17 protein-coding genes and 1 pseudogene are annotated in these 20867 nt (G+C 68.7%); 10 read left to right on the forward strand and 8 right to left on the reverse strand.

Features of this window, described 5'->3' with window-relative positions:
* Window positions 1–16 precede the first annotated feature (16 nt).
* The 4 genes from K3M35_RS11645 to K3M35_RS11660 are packed head-to-tail and all read left to right on the forward strand — an operon-like array spanning window position 17 to window position 4534.
* A complete protein-coding gene (locus K3M35_RS11645; RefSeq protein WP_064852224.1) occupies window positions 17–1375 on the forward strand; it encodes an MFS transporter in 1359 nt (452 codons plus the stop codon).
* Window positions 1372–1842 (forward strand): type II 3-dehydroquinate dehydratase, encoded by a 471-nt coding sequence (aroQ, locus tag K3M35_RS11650; RefSeq protein WP_220666440.1) that lies wholly within the window; start codon window positions 1372–1374, stop codon window positions 1840–1842. The genes K3M35_RS11645 and aroQ overlap by 4 nt, the downstream gene beginning before the upstream one ends.
* Window positions 1839–2705, forward strand: a complete 867-nt coding sequence (locus K3M35_RS11655; protein WP_220666441.1) for a shikimate dehydrogenase — start codon at window positions 1839–1841, stop codon at window positions 2703–2705. The genes aroQ and K3M35_RS11655 overlap by 4 nt, the downstream gene beginning before the upstream one ends.
* Entirely contained in the window at window positions 2705–4534 is a 1830-nt protein-coding gene (locus K3M35_RS11660; RefSeq protein ID WP_220666442.1) for a sugar phosphate isomerase/epimerase and 4-hydroxyphenylpyruvate domain-containing protein, read from the forward strand. Before K3M35_RS11655 ends, K3M35_RS11660 begins: the two co-directional genes overlap by 1 nt.
* Here the strand turns inward: K3M35_RS11660 and K3M35_RS11665 are convergent.
* Window positions 4520–5377, reverse strand: coding sequence for an alpha/beta fold hydrolase (locus K3M35_RS11665; protein WP_220666443.1), 858 nt, complete (start codon window positions 5375–5377; stop codon window positions 4520–4522). The genes K3M35_RS11660 and K3M35_RS11665 overlap by 15 nt on opposite strands.
* A gap of 168 nt (window positions 5378–5545) precedes the next feature.
* Between K3M35_RS11665 and K3M35_RS11670 the strand changes: the two genes are divergently transcribed.
* Window positions 5546–5887 (forward strand): hypothetical protein, encoded by a 342-nt coding sequence (locus K3M35_RS11670; RefSeq protein ID WP_006553618.1) that lies wholly within the window; start codon window positions 5546–5548, stop codon window positions 5885–5887.
* 13 nt (window positions 5888–5900) lie between these two features.
* On the opposite strand, the gene K3M35_RS11675 is transcribed toward K3M35_RS11670, so the two are convergent.
* On the reverse strand, window positions 5901–6749 hold the full coding sequence (locus K3M35_RS11675; protein ID WP_220666444.1) for an NADPH-dependent oxidoreductase: 849 nt from the start codon (window positions 6747–6749) through the stop codon (window positions 5901–5903).
* Window positions 6750–6946: 197 nt separating this feature from the next.
* Between K3M35_RS11675 and K3M35_RS11680 the strand changes: the two genes are divergently transcribed.
* A complete protein-coding gene (locus K3M35_RS11680; RefSeq protein WP_006553621.1) occupies window positions 6947–7150 on the forward strand; it encodes a PspC domain-containing protein in 204 nt (67 codons plus the stop codon).
* A gap of 618 nt (window positions 7151–7768) precedes the next feature.
* Here K3M35_RS11680 and K3M35_RS11685 read toward each other — a convergent pair.
* The 5 genes from K3M35_RS11685 to htpG all read right to left on the reverse strand — a co-directional run bounded on the left by K3M35_RS11685 (window position 7769) and on the right by htpG (window position 14366).
* A complete protein-coding gene (locus tag K3M35_RS11685) occupies window positions 7769–8788 on the reverse strand; it encodes an alpha/beta hydrolase family protein (RefSeq protein ID WP_006553622.1) in 1020 nt (339 codons plus the stop codon).
* Window positions 8789–9047: 259 nt separating this feature from the next.
* Window positions 9048–10673, reverse strand: a complete 1626-nt coding sequence (groL, locus tag K3M35_RS11690; protein ID WP_024101799.1) for a chaperonin GroEL — start codon at window positions 10671–10673, stop codon at window positions 9048–9050.
* Between the two features lie 280 nt (window positions 10674–10953).
* A complete protein-coding gene (locus tag K3M35_RS11695) occupies window positions 10954–11478 on the reverse strand; it encodes a DUF6764 family protein (RefSeq protein WP_016691625.1) in 525 nt (174 codons plus the stop codon).
* A gap of 141 nt (window positions 11479–11619) precedes the next feature.
* Entirely contained in the window at window positions 11620–12396 is a 777-nt protein-coding gene (locus K3M35_RS11700) for an HAD-IIA family hydrolase (protein ID WP_024101800.1), read from the reverse strand.
* 44 nt (window positions 12397–12440) lie between these two features.
* Window positions 12441–14366, reverse strand: coding sequence for a molecular chaperone HtpG (gene htpG, locus K3M35_RS11705; protein ID WP_033096166.1), 1926 nt, complete (start codon window positions 14364–14366; stop codon window positions 12441–12443).
* Between the two features lie 122 nt (window positions 14367–14488).
* Between htpG and K3M35_RS11710 the strand changes: the two genes are divergently transcribed.
* On the forward strand, window positions 14489–15739 hold the full coding sequence (locus K3M35_RS11710) for an FAD-binding oxidoreductase (RefSeq protein ID WP_220666445.1): 1251 nt from the start codon (window positions 14489–14491) through the stop codon (window positions 15737–15739).
* Here the strand turns inward: K3M35_RS11710 and K3M35_RS11715 are convergent.
* Window positions 15714–16184 (reverse strand): annotated as a pseudogene (locus K3M35_RS11715) (PadR family transcriptional regulator); the annotation flags it as partial. The gene K3M35_RS11710 and the pseudogene K3M35_RS11715 sit on opposite strands and share 26 nt — an antisense overlap.
* Between K3M35_RS11715 and K3M35_RS11720 the strand changes: the two are divergent.
* From K3M35_RS11720 to K3M35_RS11730, 3 genes are all read left to right on the forward strand, one after another.
* Complete coding sequence (locus K3M35_RS11720) at window positions 16174–16674, forward strand: DUF1707 domain-containing protein (RefSeq protein ID WP_235367122.1); 501 nt, start codon at window positions 16174–16176, stop codon at window positions 16672–16674. The pseudogene K3M35_RS11715 and the gene K3M35_RS11720 sit on opposite strands and share 11 nt — an antisense overlap.
* 55 nt (window positions 16675–16729) lie before the next feature.
* Window positions 16730–20224: a bifunctional RecB family nuclease/DEAD/DEAH box helicase gene (locus K3M35_RS11725; protein WP_220666446.1), complete on the forward strand. Its 3495-nt coding sequence runs from the start codon at window positions 16730–16732 to the stop codon at window positions 20222–20224.
* Between the two features lie 111 nt (window positions 20225–20335).
* Entirely contained in the window at window positions 20336–20800 is a 465-nt protein-coding gene (locus tag K3M35_RS11730; protein WP_006553630.1) for an SRPBCC family protein, read from the forward strand.
* Window positions 20801–20867: the final 67 nt, after the last annotated feature.

Consider the following 20867-nt stretch of genomic DNA (forward strand, 5'->3'; position numbering starts at 1 on the left):
CCCCCCGAGGCATCCGATGACTGAAAACACCACGGTGCAGCGCACGCCCCGCAAGGCGGCCCTCGCCGCGTGGAGCGGCAGCGCACTGGAGTACTACGACCTGGCGATCTACGGTACCGCCGCTGCGCTCGTCTTCCCGAAGATCTTCTTCCCCGAGGGCAACCAGGCGGTCGCGACCGTCGCGTCGCTCGCGACCTTCGGCGTCGCCTACGTCGCGCGCCCCTTCGGCTCCGTCCTGATGGGCCACATCGGTGACCGCTTCGGCCGCAAGCTGATCCTCGTCGGCACGCTGCTACTGATGGGTGTCTCGACCTTCCTCATCGGCTGCCTGCCGACCTACGGACAGGTCGGCATGATCGCGCCGATCCTGCTGGTCGTGCTGCGGCTGCTCCAGGGGCTGTCCGCCGCGGGTGAGCAGGCCGGCGCGAACTCGATGTCGTTCGAACACGCCCCCGACGACAGACGTGGTTTCTTCACCAGCTGGACACTGAGCGGCACGCAGGGCGGCCAGGTGCTCGCACCTCTGATGTTCCTGCCCGTGATCGCGCTGCTGTCCGAGGAGCAGTTGCAGTCGTGGGGCTGGCGCGTGCCCTTCTGGATCAGCGCCGTGATCGTGCTGGTCGGTTTCCTCATCCGGCGCAGCCTCGACGAGACCCCCGAGTTCCACGCCGAGAAGGCGCACGACGAGGCCCCCAAGGCACCGCTGGCCGTGCTCTTCCGCCACCATTGGACCGGCGTCCTGCGCGTCTTCTTCGCGGCCTTCATCGCCATGGTCAACACGGCCTTCCAGGTGTTCGCCCTCAACTTCGCCACAGCCGACGAGTACGGCATCGGCATCAGCGACACCACGATGCTGTGGCTGGCGATCGTCGCCAACATCATCGCCGTGGGCACCATCCCCATGTGGGCCCTGCTGTCCGACCGCATCGGTCGCAAGCCGGTCTTCGTCTCCGGCCTGATCGGCAGCGCCGTGATGGTGACGGCCTTCCTGTGGTCGATCTCGCGGGGCGACGTGCCGCTCGTGCTCATCACCGGAATCCTGCTCGCCGGCGTGGTCTACAGCATGCCGAACGCGGTGTGGCCCGCCACCTACGCCGAGTACTTTCCCACCAGCGTCCGCCTGTCGGGCATGGCGATCGGCACCCAGTTCGGCTTCGCGCTCGCCGGTTTCACCCCGGCCATCGCCGGCTCGCTCATGGACGGCAACGCCGACAACTGGTACCGCGTGGCCCTGTTCTGCGTCGGCGCCGTCGCCATCTCGCTGATCGCGGTGGCCACCGGACCGTCCGGAACCCACAAGATCCCCACCCGTGAGATCGGCCTGCTCCCCCACGATCGGAACACCGCGCCGGTCCCCGCCGGAGCGGCATCGTGAGTGCTCGTCCGACGATCGCCGTTCTCAACGGGCCCAATCTCAACCTGCTCGGCACGCGCGAACCTCATCTCTACGGCACCGCGACGCTGACGGACATCGAGAAGTCGTGCCGCCGCACCGCCGACGACCTGGGCTTCGACATCGACTTCCGGCAGAGCAACCACGAGGGCGAACTCATCGACGCCGTCCACGAACTCCGCGAATCGGCAGCCGGTTTCGTCGTCAACGCCGCGGCCTACACGCACACCTCGGTCGCACTGCACGACGCGCTCGTGACCGTCGCGGCACCGATCGTGGAAGTGCATTTGACCAACGTCCACGCCCGCGAGGAGTTCCGGCACCGTTCGGTCGTCGCTCCCGTCGCGAAGGCCGTGATCGCCGGATGCGGCCCCGACGGATACGAGTTCGCCGTCCGTCACCTGGCCGCACTCGCACTCGATACCGAGAAGAAGGAAAGCTCCCGATGACCACCGCAGCGCCCGCACGTACGTCCTTCCTGCTGGGCCTGTTCGGCGCCGGGATCGGCGGTTCGCTCACCCCGGCCATGCAGGAACGGGAGGGCTTCGCCTCGGGACTGAACCTGACCTACCGCCTCGTCGACGCCGAGCGCCTCGGCTACGGCGCCGAGAGCCTGGCCGAGATGCTCGACTGGGCACAGCGTTTCGGCTTCGACGGGCTCAACATCACGCACCCCTTCAAGCAGGTCGTCATCCCCCTGCTCGATGAGTTGTCCGACGACGCCCACGATCTCGGCGCGGTCAACACGGTGGTGTTCCGGGACGGTCGCGCACTCGGCCGCAATACCGACTGGTCCGGCTGGGGGCGCGCGTTCCGCCGCCGGCTGCCCGAGGCCGTCTCCGACCGCGCCGTGCTGGTCGGGGCCGGCGGTGCCGGTTCGGCCGTCGGGTACGCGCTGCTCGAACAGGGCTCCGCGCACGTGTCCATCGTCGACGTCGACGTCGAGAAGGCGCAGGCCTGCGCGACCCGCCTGGCCAAACGCTTCGGCGACGACCGGGTCCGCGCGACCACCGATCTCGCCGGCGCTCTGGCCTCGGCGCAGGGTCTGGTCAACGCGACCCCCACAGGCATGACCGGTTACCCCGGCCTGCCCGTCCCCGCCGAGCTCGTCCGCGAGGACCTGTGGGTCTCCGACGTCGTGTACTTCCCGCTCGAGACCGAACTGATCCACCTCGCCCGCTCCCGCGGATGCCGCGTGGTGCCCGGTGGCGGCATGGCCGTCTTCCAGGCCGTGGGTGCCTTCGAGTACTTCACGGGCGTCGAACCCGACGCCGAACGAATGGTCCGACACTTCGAGGAGCTGACCAGCTGATGCGCCGCGGAATCGCCACCGTCTCGCTCTCCGGTGTTCTCGCCGACAAACTCGACGCGATCGCCGCTGCAGGATTCGACGGGATCGAAATCTTCGACAACGACCTCATCGCGTCGCCGCTGTCACCCGCCGAGGTAGCGCGGCGCTGCGCCGATCTCGGTCTGTCGATCGACCTGTTCCAGCCGATCCGCGACATCGAGGGCGTCGACCCGCGGCGATTCCCCCACGTCCTGCACCGCGTCCGCCGCAAGCTCGAGGTGATGAACGAGCTCGGCGCAACGACCTTCCTGGCGTGCTCGAACGCGCTGCCGACCGCGATCGACGATCCGGAACTGTCCGCCGAACAGCTGCGCGCCATCGGCGATCTCGCCGCCTCGCACGGGGTCACCTTCGCCTACGAGGCCCTCGCCTGGGGACGCCACGTCAACCGGGTCGGGCAGGCGTGGAATCTCGTCGAACGCGCCGACCACCCGGCCGTGACGCTGGCCGTGGACACCTTCCACATGCTCGCACGCGGCGACGACGGACGCGCCCTGGCCGGCATCCCCGGCGAACGCATCGGCTTCCTGCAGGTCGCCGACGCCCCGGTGCTCGACATGAACGTCCTCGAATGGAGCCGCCACTTCCGGTGCTTCCCGGGGCAGGGCATGCTCGACGTCTCGGGGGTGGTCGCGGCCGTGCTCGACGCCGGTTACGACGGTCCGCTCTCGCTCGAGGTCTTCAGCGACGTGGTGCGCGAAGCGGATCCGCATGTGACCGCGCGCGACGCGATGCGGTCGCTGCTGTTCCTCGAGGACCGGCTCGGTGCGCGGGTCACCGGGCCCGCACGCGAGAAGGTGACGGTCGCACCGCCGCTTCCGGCGCACACCGACGCGGCGTTCGTCGAACTCGCCGACCCCGACCGCACCGACTACCCGGCGCTGCTCACCGGACTCGGATTCCATGTCGCCGGCCGGCACCGCAGCAAGCCCGTCGTGTGGTGGCGCAACGGCGGCGCGAACGTCGTCCTGAACGAGGAGCCCGCGCCGGGCCCCGCCGCGACCGCGCTGGGTCTCGTCGCCCCCGACGTCGCCGCGGTGGCCGAACGCGCCGCGAACCTGCTGTGGCCCGCGGTCGACCGCACCCGAGGGGAGGGCGAAGCAGGCCTGCCGGGCATCACCTCGCCCTCCGGTCTGCACGTCTTCGTCAGTGCCGAGCCGGGGCAGACCGACGACTGGCACAACGACTTCGTGTCCGACGACGCGGCAGCCACTCCCCCGGCCGACGAGGGATGGCTCGGTCTCGACCATGTCGACGTGACGGTCGCGGCGGACGACCTGAACCAGGAGCTGTCGTTCTTCCGCACCCTGTTCGGACTGCGGCCGGAAGACCCCGAGGAGTACATCCAGCCGCAGGGCCGCCTGCGCATCCGCGCACTGCGCGCGGAGAAGGGGGACCTGCGGGTCGCGTTGAGCGTCTCCGAGACCGGTGCGACGCCCCAGCCGCACGGGGTGACCCAGCTGGCCTTCGCCACGGCCGACGTCGTCGACTCGGTACGCCACGCACGTGCGCGCGGCGTGGAGTTCCTCCGGCCGCCCACGAACTACTACGCCGATCTCGACGCGCGGTTCGCGCTCGACCCCGACCTGCTCGCCGTCCTGCAGAGCAACGGCCTGCTCTACGACCGCAACGACGACGGCGGCGAATTCCTGCACGCCTACACGCTCCCGGTGCAGGGCAATTTCCAGGTCGAACTCCTCGAACGGCGCGGCGGCTACACCGGATACGGCTCCCCCAACGCCCACGTCCGGCTCGCCGCGGCCGCCCGCGCGGGCTCAGCGGTCGCGTAGCCAGGCCACGATCGTCGCGACGGTGTCGTCGTTGTCGCGGATCCAGCCGTTGTGGCCCAGTGCCCGCGGATTGTGCCACCGGGCGACGTCGGCGGAGGGCAGCTTCTCGAGCAGGTGCTGCGCCGACGCGACCGGGGTGAGGTCGTCGTCTTCGATCGTGATCGACAGGACGGGCAGCGTGAGACGCCCGACCCGTTCCTCGTAGTCGATGTCCGCACCGGCCGGTTCGAACCGGCCGGTGCGGGCCAGTCGCGCCCAGTCGGAGATCAGCGCGCGCGACTGCCGGCCGAAACCGGCGACGTCGATCCGGTCGCCGGGCCAGAATCCGGCGACCGCGGCGGTCAGCGACATCGCCGTCGATCCGAGCCACAGTCCCGGGCCGCGGACGCCCCCGTGATGCCGGTAGTAGGGCGTGCCCGACGCGACGAGGATCAGTCCGCCGAGCCGCCCGCGGATGCGCGCGGCGTAGAGCGCGCCGAGCTGCCCGCCCATGGAGTGACCGAGCAGGTAGGGCGTCGAGTCGGGGAAGCGCTCCCGCACCACCTCGAAGACGGCGGGGAAATGCGTCGCGACGATCTCGTGGTAGCCGTAGGTGCTGTCGGGTCCGGGCCTCGGACGGCTGTCGCCCTGGCCGGCCAGTTCACAGATCGCCGCGTCGAATCCGTGCTCGGTGATCGCCTGCCCGAACGGCTCGTAGTAACCGGCAGGGATGCCGAGCCCCGGCACGATCACCACGACGGCGCGGGAGGCGTCGCGGCGTGTCTCGTGCTCGTGGTCGGGTCCCGCGAAGAGGCGCACCGGGGCCGTGGTGCCCCCGGGAAGCTGGATCGGTACGGTCTCCACCGGCCCAGACTAGGCCGATCCGGACGCGGCGGGTGCCGGTTTCCCCAGTGTCCCTGCCACCCCGAGTCCGGAATTCAGGGTCGGGATGGGGGTCGTGCCCGGATGTGCTCGGGCCGGGTCGCGGCGGACGATCGAAATGTCCGGTCCAGCACCCTTTCGGAGGAACCCATGCGTACTCTTGTCACCCGCTCCCGTCTTGCGACCGCCGCCGTCCTGTCGCTCGGCACCGCCGCAGTACTGCTCGGAACAGGAACTGCCACAGCACAACCCGCGCCCGGTGTGGTCGGCTCGAGCGAGCAGGCCGCGGTCGCCGTGCTCGCCGCGGAGGGTGTGCCGTACTCGATCGTCAACCGGTCCGGTTCCGCCGGCGGCGACTGCACCGTGACCGCTCAGCGCGACCGGGGATACCGGACCGAGGTCGAGTACGAATACGACAGTGACGACAACGAGTTCGATCGTGTCGAACGTCAGGTGTGGCGCGGGGTCGGCCTGACGGTCGTGTGCCGCTGACGCCTCCCTGCGGTCAGTCCAGACCGAAACCTCGCTCCCGCAGAGCTTCCCGCATCTGTTCCCTGCTCCCGAGCGCGCCGGGCGACGCGAAGCGCCCGAGTACACGTTCGACCCAGCTCTCCGCCAGACCCTGATCGCGGTAGAAGCCGGAGATCCCCTCCTCATAGGCGGCGAGGCCGGCATCCCGTTCCTCGGTCGAGTACTGCTCGCGATGCAGCACCACGTCCTGACCCAACCGCGGCTTGACCTCCGACTCCACCTCGGGATCGGGACGGCCCACCACCAGCCCGACCACAGCGAAACTGTGGTCGGGCAGAGCCAGTTCTGCGGCCACGTCACGCGGATGGTTGCGGATGGCCCCGATGTAGACGGTGCCGAGGCCGAGCGATTCCGCGGCGAGCACCGCATTCTGTGCGGCGAGCGCGGCATCGACCACCCCGAGCAGCGCGGACTCCACGTAGTCGACGTTGACGAGATCCTTGCCGTGCTGCTCGGCGACCCGCGCCGCCCGGGCGAGGTCGGCCACCCACACGAGCAGCAGTGGAGCGTCACGCACCGCCGGCTGGTTGCCGGCGAAAGTCGCGATCCGGGCGAGCCGGTCGCGGTCGGTGACGGCCACGACGCTCCACAACTGCAGGTTGCTCGAGCTCGCGGCGGACGAAGCCGCGGCCACGATCGCGCACAGATCATCCTCGGAGACCGCTTCGGGAAGGAACTTTCGCACGGAGCGATGCGCCAGTTGGAGAGCGATGACGTCGTTCCACGCGCCGGAACCACCGCGTCCGGCCACCTGCTCGGCGGCCCGGGTGCCGTACCTGCGGCGCAGTGCGGCGAGCTGTTCGTCCAGGACGACGTCGGTCATGACGGGAGATCTCCTTCTGATCGGCAGTACCGACGGTCGAGTCTGCCTCCTCGCGCCCCGGTCGCCGAGCATTGCCCTCAGCGTGATTTCTGCGTTGTTCGGGCCGGCTCGTCCGACCGACCCCGAGACGAAGATCAGGGTGAAGATCCGGGCCGTTCCCGGATGTGCCGAGGCCGTTACGGCGACAGGATGAATACATGAACTTCGAGAACCAGGCTCCCCGTCCCTTCACCCGCTCCTCGTCCCAGCGCATGCTCGGTGGTGTGTGCGCCGGACTGGCCGAGTACTTCAACGTCGACCTCAACCTCGTGCGTGCAGGCGCAGTCCTCGCAGCCTTCGTCACGGGCGGCACCGCCGTGTTGCTCTACCTCGCCCTGTGGATGCTGATCCCCGAGAACTGATCCGGGTCACGGGGTCGGCCGAGACGACGACACCCCCGGCGGAGATCCGCCGGGGGTGTCGTATTCCGCTGCGAGGCAGCGGCACAGCTGTTCAGCTCAGCAGGAACTACTGGCCGAGGCCGAGAACGGCACTGCCGGTCTCGAGCAGGGTGCCGAGCAGTTCGGTGCCGCCGAGCAGTTCGAGGGCAGAGCCGATGAGTTCGATGACGTCCATGTGAATCTCCTTCGTCCGATCACATACCGGACGGGTCTCGTCCGATTGCTTTTCGCCTACCCGGAATTCCGATCGGAATTCCGTCGGGCTCGCATCAATTCTCAACACACTCGACGTGTATGCGCGACCCGAGAGTGCGCAAATCGGGATGTGATGACATTCACAATAGCAGGGAAGCTAGGACGAGCCAGCATATGACCAGCTCACAGCGTCAAGGAAAGAAAACGGAACGTCCGTACCCATTTATTTCTGTTTGAATTCGATATTTCCGTTCGGCCCGATTCATCCCGTTCACCGACCGATTACGGCCAATCGACCGATCTATCGGTTGAAAAACGACCGAAAGAAGATGCCCGATTCGACCGGGATCGAATCGGGCATTTCCGGTGGATTGTGCGGGACCTCTACAGTCCGACCGCCTGCGACAGAAGCGGCCACGAGTTGCGCAGATCGTCCTCCCAGTAGTCCCAGGAGTGCGTACCCGCCGGACGCAGGTCGATCCGGGCGGGGATGTCCAACTCCTCGAGTCGCTGGGCCATCCGCTGGGTGCAGTGGTGGACCGCCGCCTCGATGCTGCCGCCGACGACCACCTGCCCGACGAGCCCGATCGGGTCGTTGTTCACCGACCGCGATCCGAGCCGCTCGTACTGCCCGGGCAGACCCGAACCCGACGAGATGTACAGGTCGATACCGCGGAGCTTCTCGGCCTGGAGGTAGGGATCGTTCTCGATCCAGGCCGGATCACCGACCGGGCCCCACATGTTCTCGGGGTCGCCACCCTTGACGCGTACGACGGCCTGCACGTAGGACTGCCCCAGCGGCGTGCTCGTCTCGGCGCATCCGCTGTACGCCCCGACCGCCTCGTACAGCTCGGGGGCCGTCGTGGCGAGGCCGAGCACCGACGTCCCCGACATCGACACTCCCGCAATGGCGTTGCGTCCCGATGTCCCGAACTCCGTGTCGATGACCGGCGGGAGTTCGTGCGTCAGGAAGGTCGTCCACATGTTGCGGCCGAGTGCGGGATCGTCGTTGCGCCAATCGGTGTAGTAGCTGTAGCCGCCGAGGAGCGGCGTGACGACGTTGATGTTCTTGTCCGAGAAGAAGTCCTCGACGTCGGTCTGCTTCTCCCAGGTGGCGATCCCCTGCCCGCCTCCCGAGCCGTTGATCAGGTAGAGGGTGGGACGCGGTTCGCTCGAGTCGGCGGGCGTCCGGATCCGGAGGGGGATCACCTTGTCCATCGACGGTGAGTAGACGTTCGCGATGACGGTGCGGTCGCTCTCGTGCTCGACAGAGGTCAGCTCTCCCACCGGTCGCTGGTCGTCGGCTTCTACCGACTGCGCGAGAGCGCCTCCGGGAGCCGCGAGGACCATCGACGTTCCCATCGCCACCGTGAGCAGTACCCGCCGTAACCAGGACGACCGCATATTCTCTTCCCCTCGTCGATGCGTCTGGCTGCGCACCTCGGACCGGTTGCGGATCGGCACGAACCTCCGGAACCGGATGAAGTGACACTTTCGTGACATTCATCGTCCGCGGAGCCCCTTTCGTAACGAATATGTGATCGTTCCGTACCGGAGGCCGGAATCGTCGGGGAACAGCACGAGGCCCGACCCCACCGGAGTGGGATCGGGCCTCGTGTGGCTCAGGGGCGGATCAGAAGTCCTCTCCGCCCGCAGGGGCGGATCAGAAGTCCATGCCGCCCATGCCGCCGGTCGGGTCGCCCACGGGAGCGGCGGCCTTCTCCGGCTTGTCGGCGACGACGGCCTCGGTCGTCAGGAACAGGGCCGCGATCGACGCAGCGTTCTGCAGCGCCGAGCGGGTGACCTTGACCGGGTCGTTGATGCCCGCTTCGAGCAGGTCCTCGTAGTCGCCGGTCGCAGCGTTGAGGCCGTGGCCGGCCTCGAGGTTGCGGACCTTCTCGGCGACGACGCCGGGCTCGAGGCCGGCGTTGAAGGCGATCTGCTTCAGCGGCGCCTCGAGGGCGACCTTGACGATGTTGGCACCCGTGGCCTCGTCGCCCTCGAGCTTGAGGTCGTCGAGAACCGGAGCGGCCTGCAGCAGGGCCACGCCACCACCGGCGACGATGCCCTCTTCGACGGCAGCCTTCGCGTTGCGGACGGCGTCCTCGATGCGGTGCTTGCGCTCCTTGAGCTCGACCTCGGTCGCGGCACCGGCCTTGATGACGGCGACGCCGCCGGCCAGCTTCGCGAGGCGCTCCTGCAGCTTCTCACGGTCGTAGTCCGAATCCGACGCCTCGATCTCGGCGCGGATCTGGTTGACGCGACCGGCGATGGCGTCGGGATCGCCCGCGCCCTCGACGATGGTGGTCTCGTCCTTGGTGACGACGACCTTGCGGGCCTGGCCGAGCAGCTCGATGCCGGCGGTCTCGAGGGAGAGGCCGACCTCTTCGCTGACGACCTCGCCACCGGTGAGGATGGCGATGTCGGCGAGCTGGGCCTTGCGGCGGTCGCCGAAGCCCGGAGCCTTGACGGCGACCGACTTGAAGGTGCCGCGGATCTTGTTGAGGACCAGGGTGGACAGAGCCTCACCCTCGACGTCCTCGGCGATGATCAGCAGCGGCTTGCCCGACTGGATGACCTTCTCGAGCAGCGGCAGCAGGTCCTTGACCGTGGAGATCTTGGAGCTGACGAGCAGGATGTAGGGATCCTCGAGCACGGCCTCCTGACGCTCTGCGTCGGTAGCGAAGTAGAGGGAGATGTAGCCCTTGTCGAAGCGCATGCCCTCGGTCAGCTCGAGCTGGAGGCCGAAGGTGTTGGACTCCTCGACGGTGATGACGCCTTCCTTGCCCACCTTGTCGATGGCCTCGGCGATGAGCTCACCGATCGCGGGGTCGCCGGCGGAGATGCCTGCGGTGGCGGCGATCTGCTCCTTGGTCTCGACCTCCTTGGCGGTGTCGAGCAGCTTGGCGGTGACGGCCTCGACGGCCTTCTCGATGCCGCGCTTCAGGCCGAGGGGATTGGCGCCCGCAGCAACGTTGCGCAGACCCTCGCGGACGAGCGCCTGGGCGAGCACGGTAGCGGTGGTGGTGCCGTCACCCGCGACGTCGTCGGTCTTCTTGGCAACTTCCTTGACCAGCTCGGCGCCGATCTTCTCGTACGGATCCTCGAGCTCGATCTCCTTGGCGATGGACACACCATCGTTGGTGATCGTGGGGGCGCCCCACTTCTTCTCGAGAACGACGTTGCGACCCTTGGGGCCCAACGTCACCTTGACTGCGTCGGCGAGGCTGTTGAGGCCCCGCTCGAGGCCGCGACGGGCCTCTTCGTCGAACGCGATGATCTTGGCCATTGCGAAGTGATCCTCCGGGTATGGGGGTGACACCGGAGCGATCGCTCGTCGGATCGCTCCATGTACGCCTTCGGCCGGAAGCAGTGCCCGCGACGGACGACCAGGGGTGTCGAAAACCCGGTCTCACCCTACCGACCTGGCACTCACGTGTTGCGAGTGCTAAGTGCATTTTTAGCACTCGGGGGTGGCGAGTGCAAGACTACCGGCACCTGCCACCCCCGTCACGAAATCCGCGAAAGACCGACTACACGGTCGTCCGGATCATCGGTGCCGCGCTCGCTCAACGCGGCGTCGAACCGACCCCCACGGCGCACCACTGTCCCGTCGCGGTGTTGACCGCGAACGACTGGGCTCCGACGCACGTGACGCCGGTGGTGTCGGCCGTGGCGCCCGACCCGTAGCCGGCCACCGACAGGGTCGTCGCCGGACCCTGAGCCCACGAGTGGCTCAGTCCGCCGCCGAGCGCGTAGGCGAACGACCGGCCGCCGTCACGGGCTGCACTGAGCGCCGTGCCGAAGCCCGTCGCGTGGGCTTCGGCGGCACCGGCCGACTCGGCGACCGACACCGCGGTGCCGCTGTCGGCGGCATACGCGCGAGCGAAGGCGTCCTCGGCGGTGGCGCCGCAGCTGGCGGTATCGGACACCAGGATGTCGTTGGCAGAAGGAGGCGACACACAGGTCACCGGCGCCGCTGCGGCGGTACCCCCACCGAACAGCGCGGCCGAGGCCACACCGACGGCGACGAGTACACCGGCCCGGAACGAACGGCGCGCGGTGAGAACGGATCGGAAGGAACGAATGGACAAGAACGGGCTCCTCTGCACTGGAGTGCCTCTTCGCGAAAGGCTGCGTCTGCGCGAACTGGGGAACGAGCGCCCCGCGCGAACGGGGGGCCGGCGCCCCGGCGGTAGGGTACCGATCACATGCGTCTCACGCGAGACCGCCTGTCACAGACTGTCGAGGAGCCCCGGGAGAGCGGCGACGGAGTCGATGACGTGGTCGGGACGATCGACCGCCAGGTCCAGGACGGATTGCCGAAACTTTCCGGTACGCACCAGGATTCCCGTCATACCGAGGCGTTGCCCCGGGACGACCTCGCCCGCGATGTCGTCGCCGACGACCACCATCCGATCCGGTTCGACACCCATCCGCTCCGACGCGACGAGGAAGCCGCGCAGCGACGGCTTGCCCACCGCCACCACCGACCGGCCGGTGAGCTCCTCGAGTCCGGCCAGGTAGACCCCGGTGTCGATGCGCAACTCGTCGGCGGCCTGCCACGCGAGCGCCCGGTGCATCGCGACCACCGGAACGTCCTCGAGCATCAGTTCGGCGACGCGACTCATCGCCCGGTGCGTGAAGGCATCCCCCGCGCCACCGAGGATCACCACTTCCGGATCGTCCTCGTCCAGCACGAGACCGTCGAGATCCGCGGCGATGTCGCCCTCGTTGAGGACCCAGCAGCGCAGACCCGGATAGGTCTGCCGGACGTGGTCGACGGTGAGGGACACCGCGGTGACGATCTCGTCCGGCGACACCTCCATCCCGAGATCGGTGAGCCGCTGCGCGATCTCGGCGCACGTCCGGGAGGTGGTGTTGGTGAGGAAGGCGCGGCGGACGCCGTCGGCACGCAGTCGTGCCAGGACATCCGCCGCGCCCGGGACGGGCTGCCACTCGGTGACGAGCACGCCCTCGATATCGAACAACACCCCGTCTACACGCGTCATGCATCGAGCCTATCCGCGTGCGTGCCTACGGCGACAGGCTCGGCTCACACGCTTCCGGCGAGACGCTCGGCGAGCAGGCGGGTGAACCGCGCCGGATCCTCCACCTCGCCGCCCTCGGCGATCAGCGCCATGCCGTGGAGCAGCTCGGCGACGTCGGCGAGCGAGGCGTCGTCCGGACGCTGTTCCCGGGCCGTGCGCAGACCCGACACGAGCGGGTGATCGGGGTTGAGTTCCAGGATCCGCTTGACCCGCGGCACCGGCTGACCGGACGCCTTGTACATCCGCTCGAGGGCGGGCGACATGCTGAAGGTGTCGCCGACGATGCACGCCGGGGAGGACGTCAGGCGCGACGAGAGCCGCACGTCCTTGACCTGCTCGTCGAGGGTCTCCTTCATCCACGACAGCAGGTCGCCGAACTCCTTCTCCTTCTCCTCGCGTTCGGCTTCGGCGGCCTTCTTCTCGTCCTCGGTACCGAGGTCGACGTCGCCCTTGGCGATCGACTGGAAGCGCTTGCCCTCGAATTCCGGAACGGAGGTCACCCACATCTCGTCGACGGGGTCGGTCAGGAGCAGCACCTCGATGCCCTTGTCGCGGAACGCCTCCATGTGCGGGGAGCTCTCGAGCAGCTGCCGCGACTCGCCGGTGAGGTAGTAGATCGCGTCCTGGCCGTCCTTCATGCGCTCGACGTAGCCGGCGAGCGTGGTCTGCTCCTCCTCGCTCGCCGTCGAGTCGAACGACGAGATCGCCAGCAGTGTGTCGCGGTTGTCGGTGTCGGAGATCAAACCTTCCTTGACGACCCGGCCGAACTCGCGCCAGAACTTCGTGTACTTCTCGGGTTCCTTCGCAGCCATGTCCTTGACGGTCGCGAGGACCTTCTTCGTCAGGCGGCGGCGGATGGCCCGGATCTGCCGGTCCTGCTGCAGGATCTCACGAGAGACGTTGAGCGACAGGTCCTGCGCGTCGACCACACCCTTGACGAAACGCAGGTACTCGGGGACGAGATCCTCGCAGTCGTCCATGATGAACACGCGCTTGACGTACAGCTGCACGCCGGTGCGCCGTTCGCGGGCGAACAGGTCGAAGGGCGCGTGCTCCGGGATGAACAGCAGCGCCTGGTACTCGAAGGTGCCCTCGGCCTTGAGCGGGATGACCTCGAGCGGCTCGTCCCAGGCATGGGCGATGTGCTTGTAGAAGTCCGTGTACTCCTCCTCGGAGACCTCGTCCTTCGAGCGCGCCCACAACGCCTTCTGCGAGTTGAGGGTCTTGGTCTCGAAGGTCACCTCGTCGGTGCCGTCCTCCGACTTCGTGGTGCGCGAGACCTCCATGCGGATCGGCCACGCGATGAAATCCGAGTACTTCTTGACGATCTCCTCGAGCTTCCACTGCGAGGTGTAGTCGAACAGGTGGTCCTCGGCATCCTCGGGCTTGAGATGCAGGACCACCGAGGTGCCCTGGGGCGCGTCGTCGACCTCGGCGATCGTGTAGGTGGATTCGCCGCTGGACTCCCAGCGCGTACCGGTCTTCTCCCCGGCCTTGCGGGTGACGAGCGTGACCTTGTCGGCGACCATGAACGACGAGTAGAAGCCGATACCGAACTGGCCGATCAACTCCTCGGAAGCGGCGGCGTCCTTGGCCTCGCGCAGCTTCTGCCGGAGTTCGCCCGTGCCGGACTTCGCGAGGGTGCCGATGAGATCGACGACCTCGTCGCGGTTCATGCCGATGCCGTTGTCGCGCACGGTCAGGGTGCGCGCATCCTTGTCCACCTCGAGCTCGACGTGCAGGTCGGAGGTGTCGACGTCGAGATCCTTGTTTCGGAAAGACTCCAGCCGGAGCTTGTCCAGGGCGTCCGACGCGTTGGAGATCAACTCGCGCAGGAAGGTGTCCTTGTTCGAGTAGATCGAGTGGATCATCAGATCCAGCAACTGCCGCGTCTCGGCCTGGAATTCACGCTGTTCGACGTTCGTACTCATTCCGGGTTCCCTTTCCACAAGCAGAACTTCCCCGGAAATAGTAAGCCGTCCGCGAGTCCGGCCCGTTCGCGCTTCCGGGTCCATGATGGAGGTGCAGACTTCGTCGTTCACAGGAGGTTGCGATGACGGTTCGTCGGACAGTGGTCGTCGGTGCGGGCATCGTGGGTCTGTCCACCGCGTGGTTTCTGCAGGATCGAGGCATCGAGGTCACGGTGCTCGATCGGGTCGGCGTGGCGGGTGACGCCTCGTGGGGCAACGCCGGGTGGCTCGCGCCGGCACTGACCCTGCCGCTACCCGAGCCGGGGGTGCTGCGTTACGGCTTGCGCTCGATGTTCCGGCCGTCGTCGCCCGTCTACGTGCCGCCCACGACGGATGTGCGGTTGCTGCGCTTCCTCGCCGACTTCGCCCGGCACTGCACGAGACGGCAGTGGACGTCGTCGATGAAGGTCTTCGCGCGCGCCAACCGCCTCGCCCTCGATGCCTACGACGATCTCGCCCGCGGGTCGGGCGACACGATCGTCACCGAACCGACGCGGGTCGCCGATCCGTTCCTCGCGGCGTTCACCTCGGACGACGACCGTCGGCTGCTGGTCGAGGAGTTCGAGCACGCGCGTGCCGCCGGCAGCGAGATCGACTTCGACCTGCTCGACACCGACACGCTGCATTCGCTCGAACCGCTGCTCGGGGACTCGGTGCGGGTGGGTCTCCGGATCCGGGGGCAGCGGTTCATCGATCCGCCGCGGTTCGTCGCCTCGCTGGCGCACGCGGTCCGCGCCCGGGGTGCGGAGATCGTCACCGACGTCGACGTCGAGGAGGTGCGCGACACCGGTCGCGGGGTGGATGTCGTCGTGGCCGGTGGGCACTCGCGGTCGGCGGATGCGGTGGTACTCGCGAACGGAGCGTGGCTCGGGTCGCTCGCCCGGCCGTTCGGCGTGCGCACGCAGGTCCAGGCCGGTCGCGGCTACAGCTTCAGCGTGCGGCCGCCGAGCCTGCCGAAGAACCCGGTCTACTTCCCGGCCCAGCGGGTGGCGTGCACACCCCTCCAGGACCGTTTCCGGGTCGCGGGAATGATGGAGTTCCGCAGTCCCGACGCCCCGCTCGACCCGCGACGCATCCGGGCGATCGTCGACGCGACCCGTCCGCTGTTGCGTGAGATCGACTGGGACGGGCGCAGCGAGGAGTGGGTGGGCTCACGGCCGTGCACGGCGGACGGGCTCCCGTTGATCGGCCGCACCCGTTCGGATCGGGTGTACGTCGCCGGCGGGCACGGGATGTGGGGTGTGGCGCTCGGTCCCCTCACCGGACGGCTGCTCGCCGGGTCGATGACCGGCGAGCCGGATCCGTTGCTCAGGTCGTTCGATCCGCTGCGCTGACCGGTCCGGGTTCGAGACGGTCGCGCACGCGGTCGAACCATTCGAGGACGGCCCGTTCGTAGAGGATGCCGAAGTCGAGGGTCGCCGCGGCGTGCGGCGGGAGGATGTCGGCCGCCGCCTGCTGTTCGTAGGCGGCGAGCTGCTCCTCGTGTCTGCGGCGATGCTCGGCGAGCATCGAGGCGAGGCGCTCGGGCGAGAGGTGATCGCCGAAGGCGACGGTCAGCAGCAGCGGATGGCGGATGTTCTCATCGCCCGGTTCGCGGTCGATCCATTCGGCGAAAGCCGTGCGTCCGGCCTCGGTCAGCAGGTAGGGCTTGCGGTCGCGCGGGCCCTTCTCCCCTGCCTCGATCAGTCCCTGCCGTTCCATCGCGGCCAGTTCCCGGTAGACCTGGCTCGTCGTCAGCGACCAGAACTTGCCGATGCGCGCCTGTGCGGTGGACACCACCGGCCCCGGTATCGCGACATCGCCGCTGCGCGTCTCCGATGCCGAGCGCGAAACGATCGTGGAGGAGCTCGGGCGCCATCTCACCGCCGGACGGTTGACGATCGGCGAGTTCGACGAGCGTGTGGCCCGGGTCTACCGCGCCGTGACGCAGGACGACGCCGGCGCCGTTCTCGCCGACCTGCCGTCGACACTCGTTCCCACCCCGTCCCCGCCGGCCGGCAAACCGTTCCCACGTCTGCGCCTGCCGCTCCACCAGCGCATCGAATGGGGAGCATGGGCCACCGTGGGATCGATCAATCTCGTGGTGTGGGCACTGGTCTCGCTCGGAACGGCCTCGTCGATCTACTTCTGGCCGATCTGGGTCGTCGTTCCGTGGGGCATCGTGCTGGCGGTGCGCACCGCGCTCGGGGTCGAGGGCGGGCCCGGCCGCCGCAGTGTGCCCGGTGGGCGCGAGAACAATGGTCCGGCGGGTCCGACCTGTCTGCAATAGTCGGGACCAGCCGTGCCCATCCCGGGCATCCCGCACGCCGGAGACGGAGCTGCCGATGTTTCTTCTCGACGACAGGCTGGTCTTCGGCGCCGGAGATCTCACCCGCGCCGCCTCGTGCGAGTTCGCAGTGCTCCGCAACCTCGACTCGACGCTCGGTCGGCTCCCGCGCCCCGACACCGAACCCGACGCAATGCTCGACCGTGTCGCCGCACTCGGCGGCCGCCACGAGCAGCGCGTCCTCGACCGCTTCCGCGCGCAGGTGGGTGCGGAGAAGGTCGTCGAGATCGCCCGGCCCGAGTACACCGCGCAGGCGCTCACCGAGGCGGCGCAGGCCACCCTCGACGCCGTCCGGGCCGGCGCGCCCGTCGTCTATCAGGGCGCTTTCTTCGACACCGGTTCCTCCGACACTGCCCCCGATCCGCTCGGCATGATCGGCTTCTCCGACTTCCTCGTCCTCGAGGACGACGGCTACGCCGTCTACGACAGCAAACTCTCCCGGCACGCGAAGGTCGAGGCCCTGCTCCAGCTCGCCGCTTACGCGGACGCACTCGCGCGCACCGGGACGACGGTGTCCTCGCACGCGCATCTCGTCCTCGGCGACGGCTCGATCGCCTCCTACCCGCTCGCGGAGATCATGCCGGTCTATCGGCACCGACGCGCCTGCCTCGAAACCCTTCTCACGTCGCACCGCGCTGCCCCCGGGCCGGTGCGGTGGGGAGCGGGTGGGCACACCGCCTGCGGTCGCTGCGACGACTGCACCCCGGAACTCGAACGTCACCGCGACCTGCTGCTGGTCGCGGGGATGCGCAGTACCCAGCGGCTGCGGCTGATCGAGGCGGGCGTGTCGACCATCGACGACCTCGCCGCATGCGCGGCACCCGTCGACGGGATGGCGCGCCGCACCTTCGACGCCCTGCGCGCCCAGGCACGGGCGCAGCTCGAGGAGGAGAGGCGGGACAGTCCCTATGCGGAGGTCTACGACGCCACCCCGCTCGGCATCCTGCCCGCGCCCGACGAGGGCGACATCTTCTTCGACTTCGAAGGCGACCCACTGTGGTCCGAGGGCGGCAGTTCCGAGTGGGGACTCGAGTACCTGTTCGGCGTCGTGGAGGGACCGGCCGACGCACCGATCTTCCGGCCCTTCTGGGCACACGACCGCGAGCAGGAGCGGCAGGCACTGCTGGACTTCCTCGACTACGTCACCGACCGCCGGCGTCGCCACCCGAGGATGCACGTCTACCACTACGCCCCGTACGAGAAGACGGCGTTGCTGCGGCTGGCCGGGCGCTACGGCGTCGGCGAGGAGATCGTCGACGACCTGCTGCGCGAAGGTGTGCTCGTCGACCTGTACCCCGTGGTGCGCAACTCGATCCGGGTGGGTGCCCGGACGTACGGACTGAAGAAACTCGAATTGCTCTACACCGAGGAGAGCGAGGCACGCGACGGCGATGTCGCCGACGCGGGCGCCTCGATCGTCGCGTACGCCGATTACTGCGCACTGCGCGATGCCGGGCACCTCGAGGAGGCGGAACGCGAACTCGCGTCGATCGCCTCCTACAACGAGGCCGACTGCATCTCCACCCTGCGTCTGCGCGACTGGCTGCTCACCCACGCCCGCGACCACGGCATCTCCCCCACCGAGACGACCCACGACGAGGCCGCTCCCGACGCGCAGGCACACCCCGTCGAGACGAAACTCCTCGAATACGTCGGCGGTGCACTGGCGGGCGACCGCACCCCGGAACAGCAGGCGGCCGCACTCGTCGCCGCGGCCATGGGCTACCACCGGCGCGAGCGGAAACCTTTCTGGTGGGGACACTTCGATCGTCTGGCGACGGCTCCCGACGAGTGGGCGGACGCCCGCGACACGCTGGTCGCGGCGACGTGCACACTCGAGACCGACTGGCACAAGGCCACGCCCCGCCGGCGACTGCTCCGGCGTCGGCTGCGCCTCGCGGGCGAGTTCGAGCCGGGCAGCGCATTGCGCGCCGGGCAGGACGTCTTCCTGTTGTACGACGCTCCGGGACCGGACGGACTGCCCGACGGCGGCACCGGGACGCGCGCGTGGTCGCGCGGCGTGGTCGTCGAACGCACCACGGGGACGGACCATCCCGACGTGCTCGTCGTGGACGAGTCGCTACGGACGGACGAGGAGTACTCCGTGCTACCGGTGGCCGTCACTCCCGGCGCGCCGATCTCGTCGAAGAACATCGAAGCGGCGATCGCCTCCGCCGCCGAGGCGATGTGCAGCGAGTTGCCGGCTCTGCCGTCGACCGCGGCGGTGGACGTACTGCGCCGCATCCCTCCCCGCCTGCGCTCCGGTGCCGCGCTGCCGCCGCTCGGCGACGACGCGGCCGGCACGATCGTCACGACCGTTCTCAACCTGGAGAATTCGTACCTGGCGGTGCAGGGCCCACCCGGCACCGGCAAGACGTACACCGGGGCCCGGGTGGTGGCGGCGCTCGTGAACGAGCACGGCCGGCGCGTCGGCGTGGTCGCGCAGTCGCATTCGGTGGTCGAGAACATGCTGGCCGGGATCGTCGCCGCGGGAGTGTCGCCGGAACGGGTCGCCAAGGCGAAATGCCAGAGCCCCGATCCGACGTGGACCGCCTTCCCTGACGCGAAGTCCCTTGCGGCGCATATCGGTACATCCGCCACCGGCTATGTGGTGGGCGGAACGGCCTGGGACTTCACGAATCCGAACTGCATCGAGCCCGGCAGCCTCGACCTGCTGGTGGTCGACGAGGCCGGTCAGTTCTGTCTCGCCAACACCATCGCCGTGGCCACGGCGGCGTCGAATCTGCTGCTGCTCGGCGATCCCCGCCAACTGCCGCAGGTCTCGCAGGGCACCCACCCCGAGCCGGTCGATGAGTCCGCCCTCGGATGGCTCGCCGAAGGGCACGGTGCGTTGCCCACCGATCGCGGCTACTTCCTTCCGGTGACCTGGCGGATGCACCCGGATCTGTGCGCGCGGGTGTCCGAGCTGTCCTACGAGGGACGACTGCAGTCGAAGTCCGAGATCACCACGCGCCGCGCGCTCGACGGCGTCCCGCCCGGCGTGCGGCTCGTGGAGGTCTCGCACGAGGGCAATGCGACCTGCTCGCCCGAGGAGAGCGCCGAGATCGTGCGCGCCATCGCGGCCGTGCTCGGCTCGGCGTGGACGGACGACGCCGGCTCCCCGCCGCGACCTCTCGGCGAGGAGGACGTCCTGGTGGTCGCACCGTACAACGCTCAGGTCACCCGCCTACGGCAGGATCTCGCCGCCGCGGGTCTGCACCGGGTCCAGGTGGGCACCGTCGACAAGTTCCAGGGCCGCCAGGCGGCGATGGTGTTCGTGTCGATGACGGCCTCCGCCGTCGAGGACGTGCCGCGGGGCATGTCGTTCCTGTTGTCCCGCAACCGGTCGAACGTGGCCCTCTCACGCGGCAAGTGGTCGGCGGTGATCGTCCGGTCCGGCGCCCTGACCGATCACCTCCCGTCGACACCGGACGGCCTGATCGAACTCGGGGCGTTCATGCGGCTGACCGGAGCCGACCCGACCGGGGCGTGACCGCACTCACATCGTCCGTTAGGATCGACGACGATCCTGTTACCTCCGGTAGCAGATACACGGGACCCGGTCCCCCGGAGAAGACCCGGTCCCCCGAGCACAGGAGTACACGTGTCGAAGACCCTCGAGGCCACGATCGAGATCACCGCCTCCCCCGAGCAGGTGTGGCGCGTGGTGTCCGATCTGAAGCGGATGGGCGAGTGGAGCCCGCAGTGCCGTCGGATGATCGTGCGCGGTGGGCCGGTGTCGGCCGGCACCACCACGATCAACATCAACAAGAAGGGGCTGCTGGTGTGGCCCACGACGTCGAAGGTGATCGACTTCGAACCCGGCCGTCGCCTGAGCTTCCGGATCAACGAGAACCGCTCCATCTGGTCGTTCACCCTCGAACCCACCGCCACCGGCACGCGGGTCACCCAGCGGCGCGAGGCGCCCACCGGGACCAGCAAGGTCTCGCAGACCCTGGTCAAGTATGTTCTCGGCGGCACCGAGGCGTTCGACGACGAACTGACGATGGGGATGAACGCGACTCTCGCCCGTCTCAAGAACGAGATCGAGGCGGCCGCGCGGGTCTGACCTTCCCTCCTCGGCTCACGTACGCTGGAGTGCCTGTGGACCGACAGGACCCGCCCGCGAGACGGGC

Origin of the sequence: Rhodococcus sp. DMU2021 (assembly GCF_019641445.1) — a bacterium.
Classification (GTDB): domain Bacteria; phylum Actinomycetota; class Actinomycetes; order Mycobacteriales; family Mycobacteriaceae; genus Rhodococcus; species Rhodococcus pyridinivorans.

Coding starts and splice junctions, on each gene's coding strand:
- K3M35_RS11675 (WP_220666444.1), bottom strand. CDS start 6,749: ATGACCGACGTCGTCCTGGACGAACAGCTCGCCGCACTGCGCCGCAGG.
- groL (WP_024101799.1), bottom strand. CDS start 10,673: ATGGCCAAGATCATCGCGTTCGACGAAGAGGCCCGTCGCGGCCTCGAG.
- K3M35_RS11660 (WP_220666442.1), top strand. CDS start 2,705: ATGCGCCGCGGAATCGCCACCGTCTCGCTCTCCGGTGTTCTCGCCGAC.
- K3M35_RS11725 (WP_220666446.1), top strand. CDS start 16,730: ATGTTTCTTCTCGACGACAGGCTGGTCTTCGGCGCCGGAGATCTCACC.
- K3M35_RS11680 (WP_006553621.1), top strand. CDS start 6,947: ATGAACTTCGAGAACCAGGCTCCCCGTCCCTTCACCCGCTCCTCGTCC.
- htpG (WP_033096166.1), bottom strand. CDS start 14,366: ATGAGTACGAACGTCGAACAGCGTGAATTCCAGGCCGAGACGCGGCAG.
- K3M35_RS11685 (WP_006553622.1), bottom strand. CDS start 8,788: ATGCGGTCGTCCTGGTTACGGCGGGTACTGCTCACGGTGGCGATGGGA.
- K3M35_RS11700 (WP_024101800.1), bottom strand. CDS start 12,396: ATGACGCGTGTAGACGGGGTGTTGTTCGATATCGAGGGCGTGCTCGTC.
- K3M35_RS11670 (WP_006553618.1), top strand. CDS start 5,546: ATGCGTACTCTTGTCACCCGCTCCCGTCTTGCGACCGCCGCCGTCCTG.
- K3M35_RS11710 (WP_220666445.1), top strand. CDS start 14,489: ATGACGGTTCGTCGGACAGTGGTCGTCGGTGCGGGCATCGTGGGTCTG.
- K3M35_RS11655 (WP_220666441.1), top strand. CDS start 1,839: ATGACCACCGCAGCGCCCGCACGTACGTCCTTCCTGCTGGGCCTGTTC.
- K3M35_RS11645 (WP_064852224.1), top strand. CDS start 17: ATGACTGAAAACACCACGGTGCAGCGCACGCCCCGCAAGGCGGCCCTC.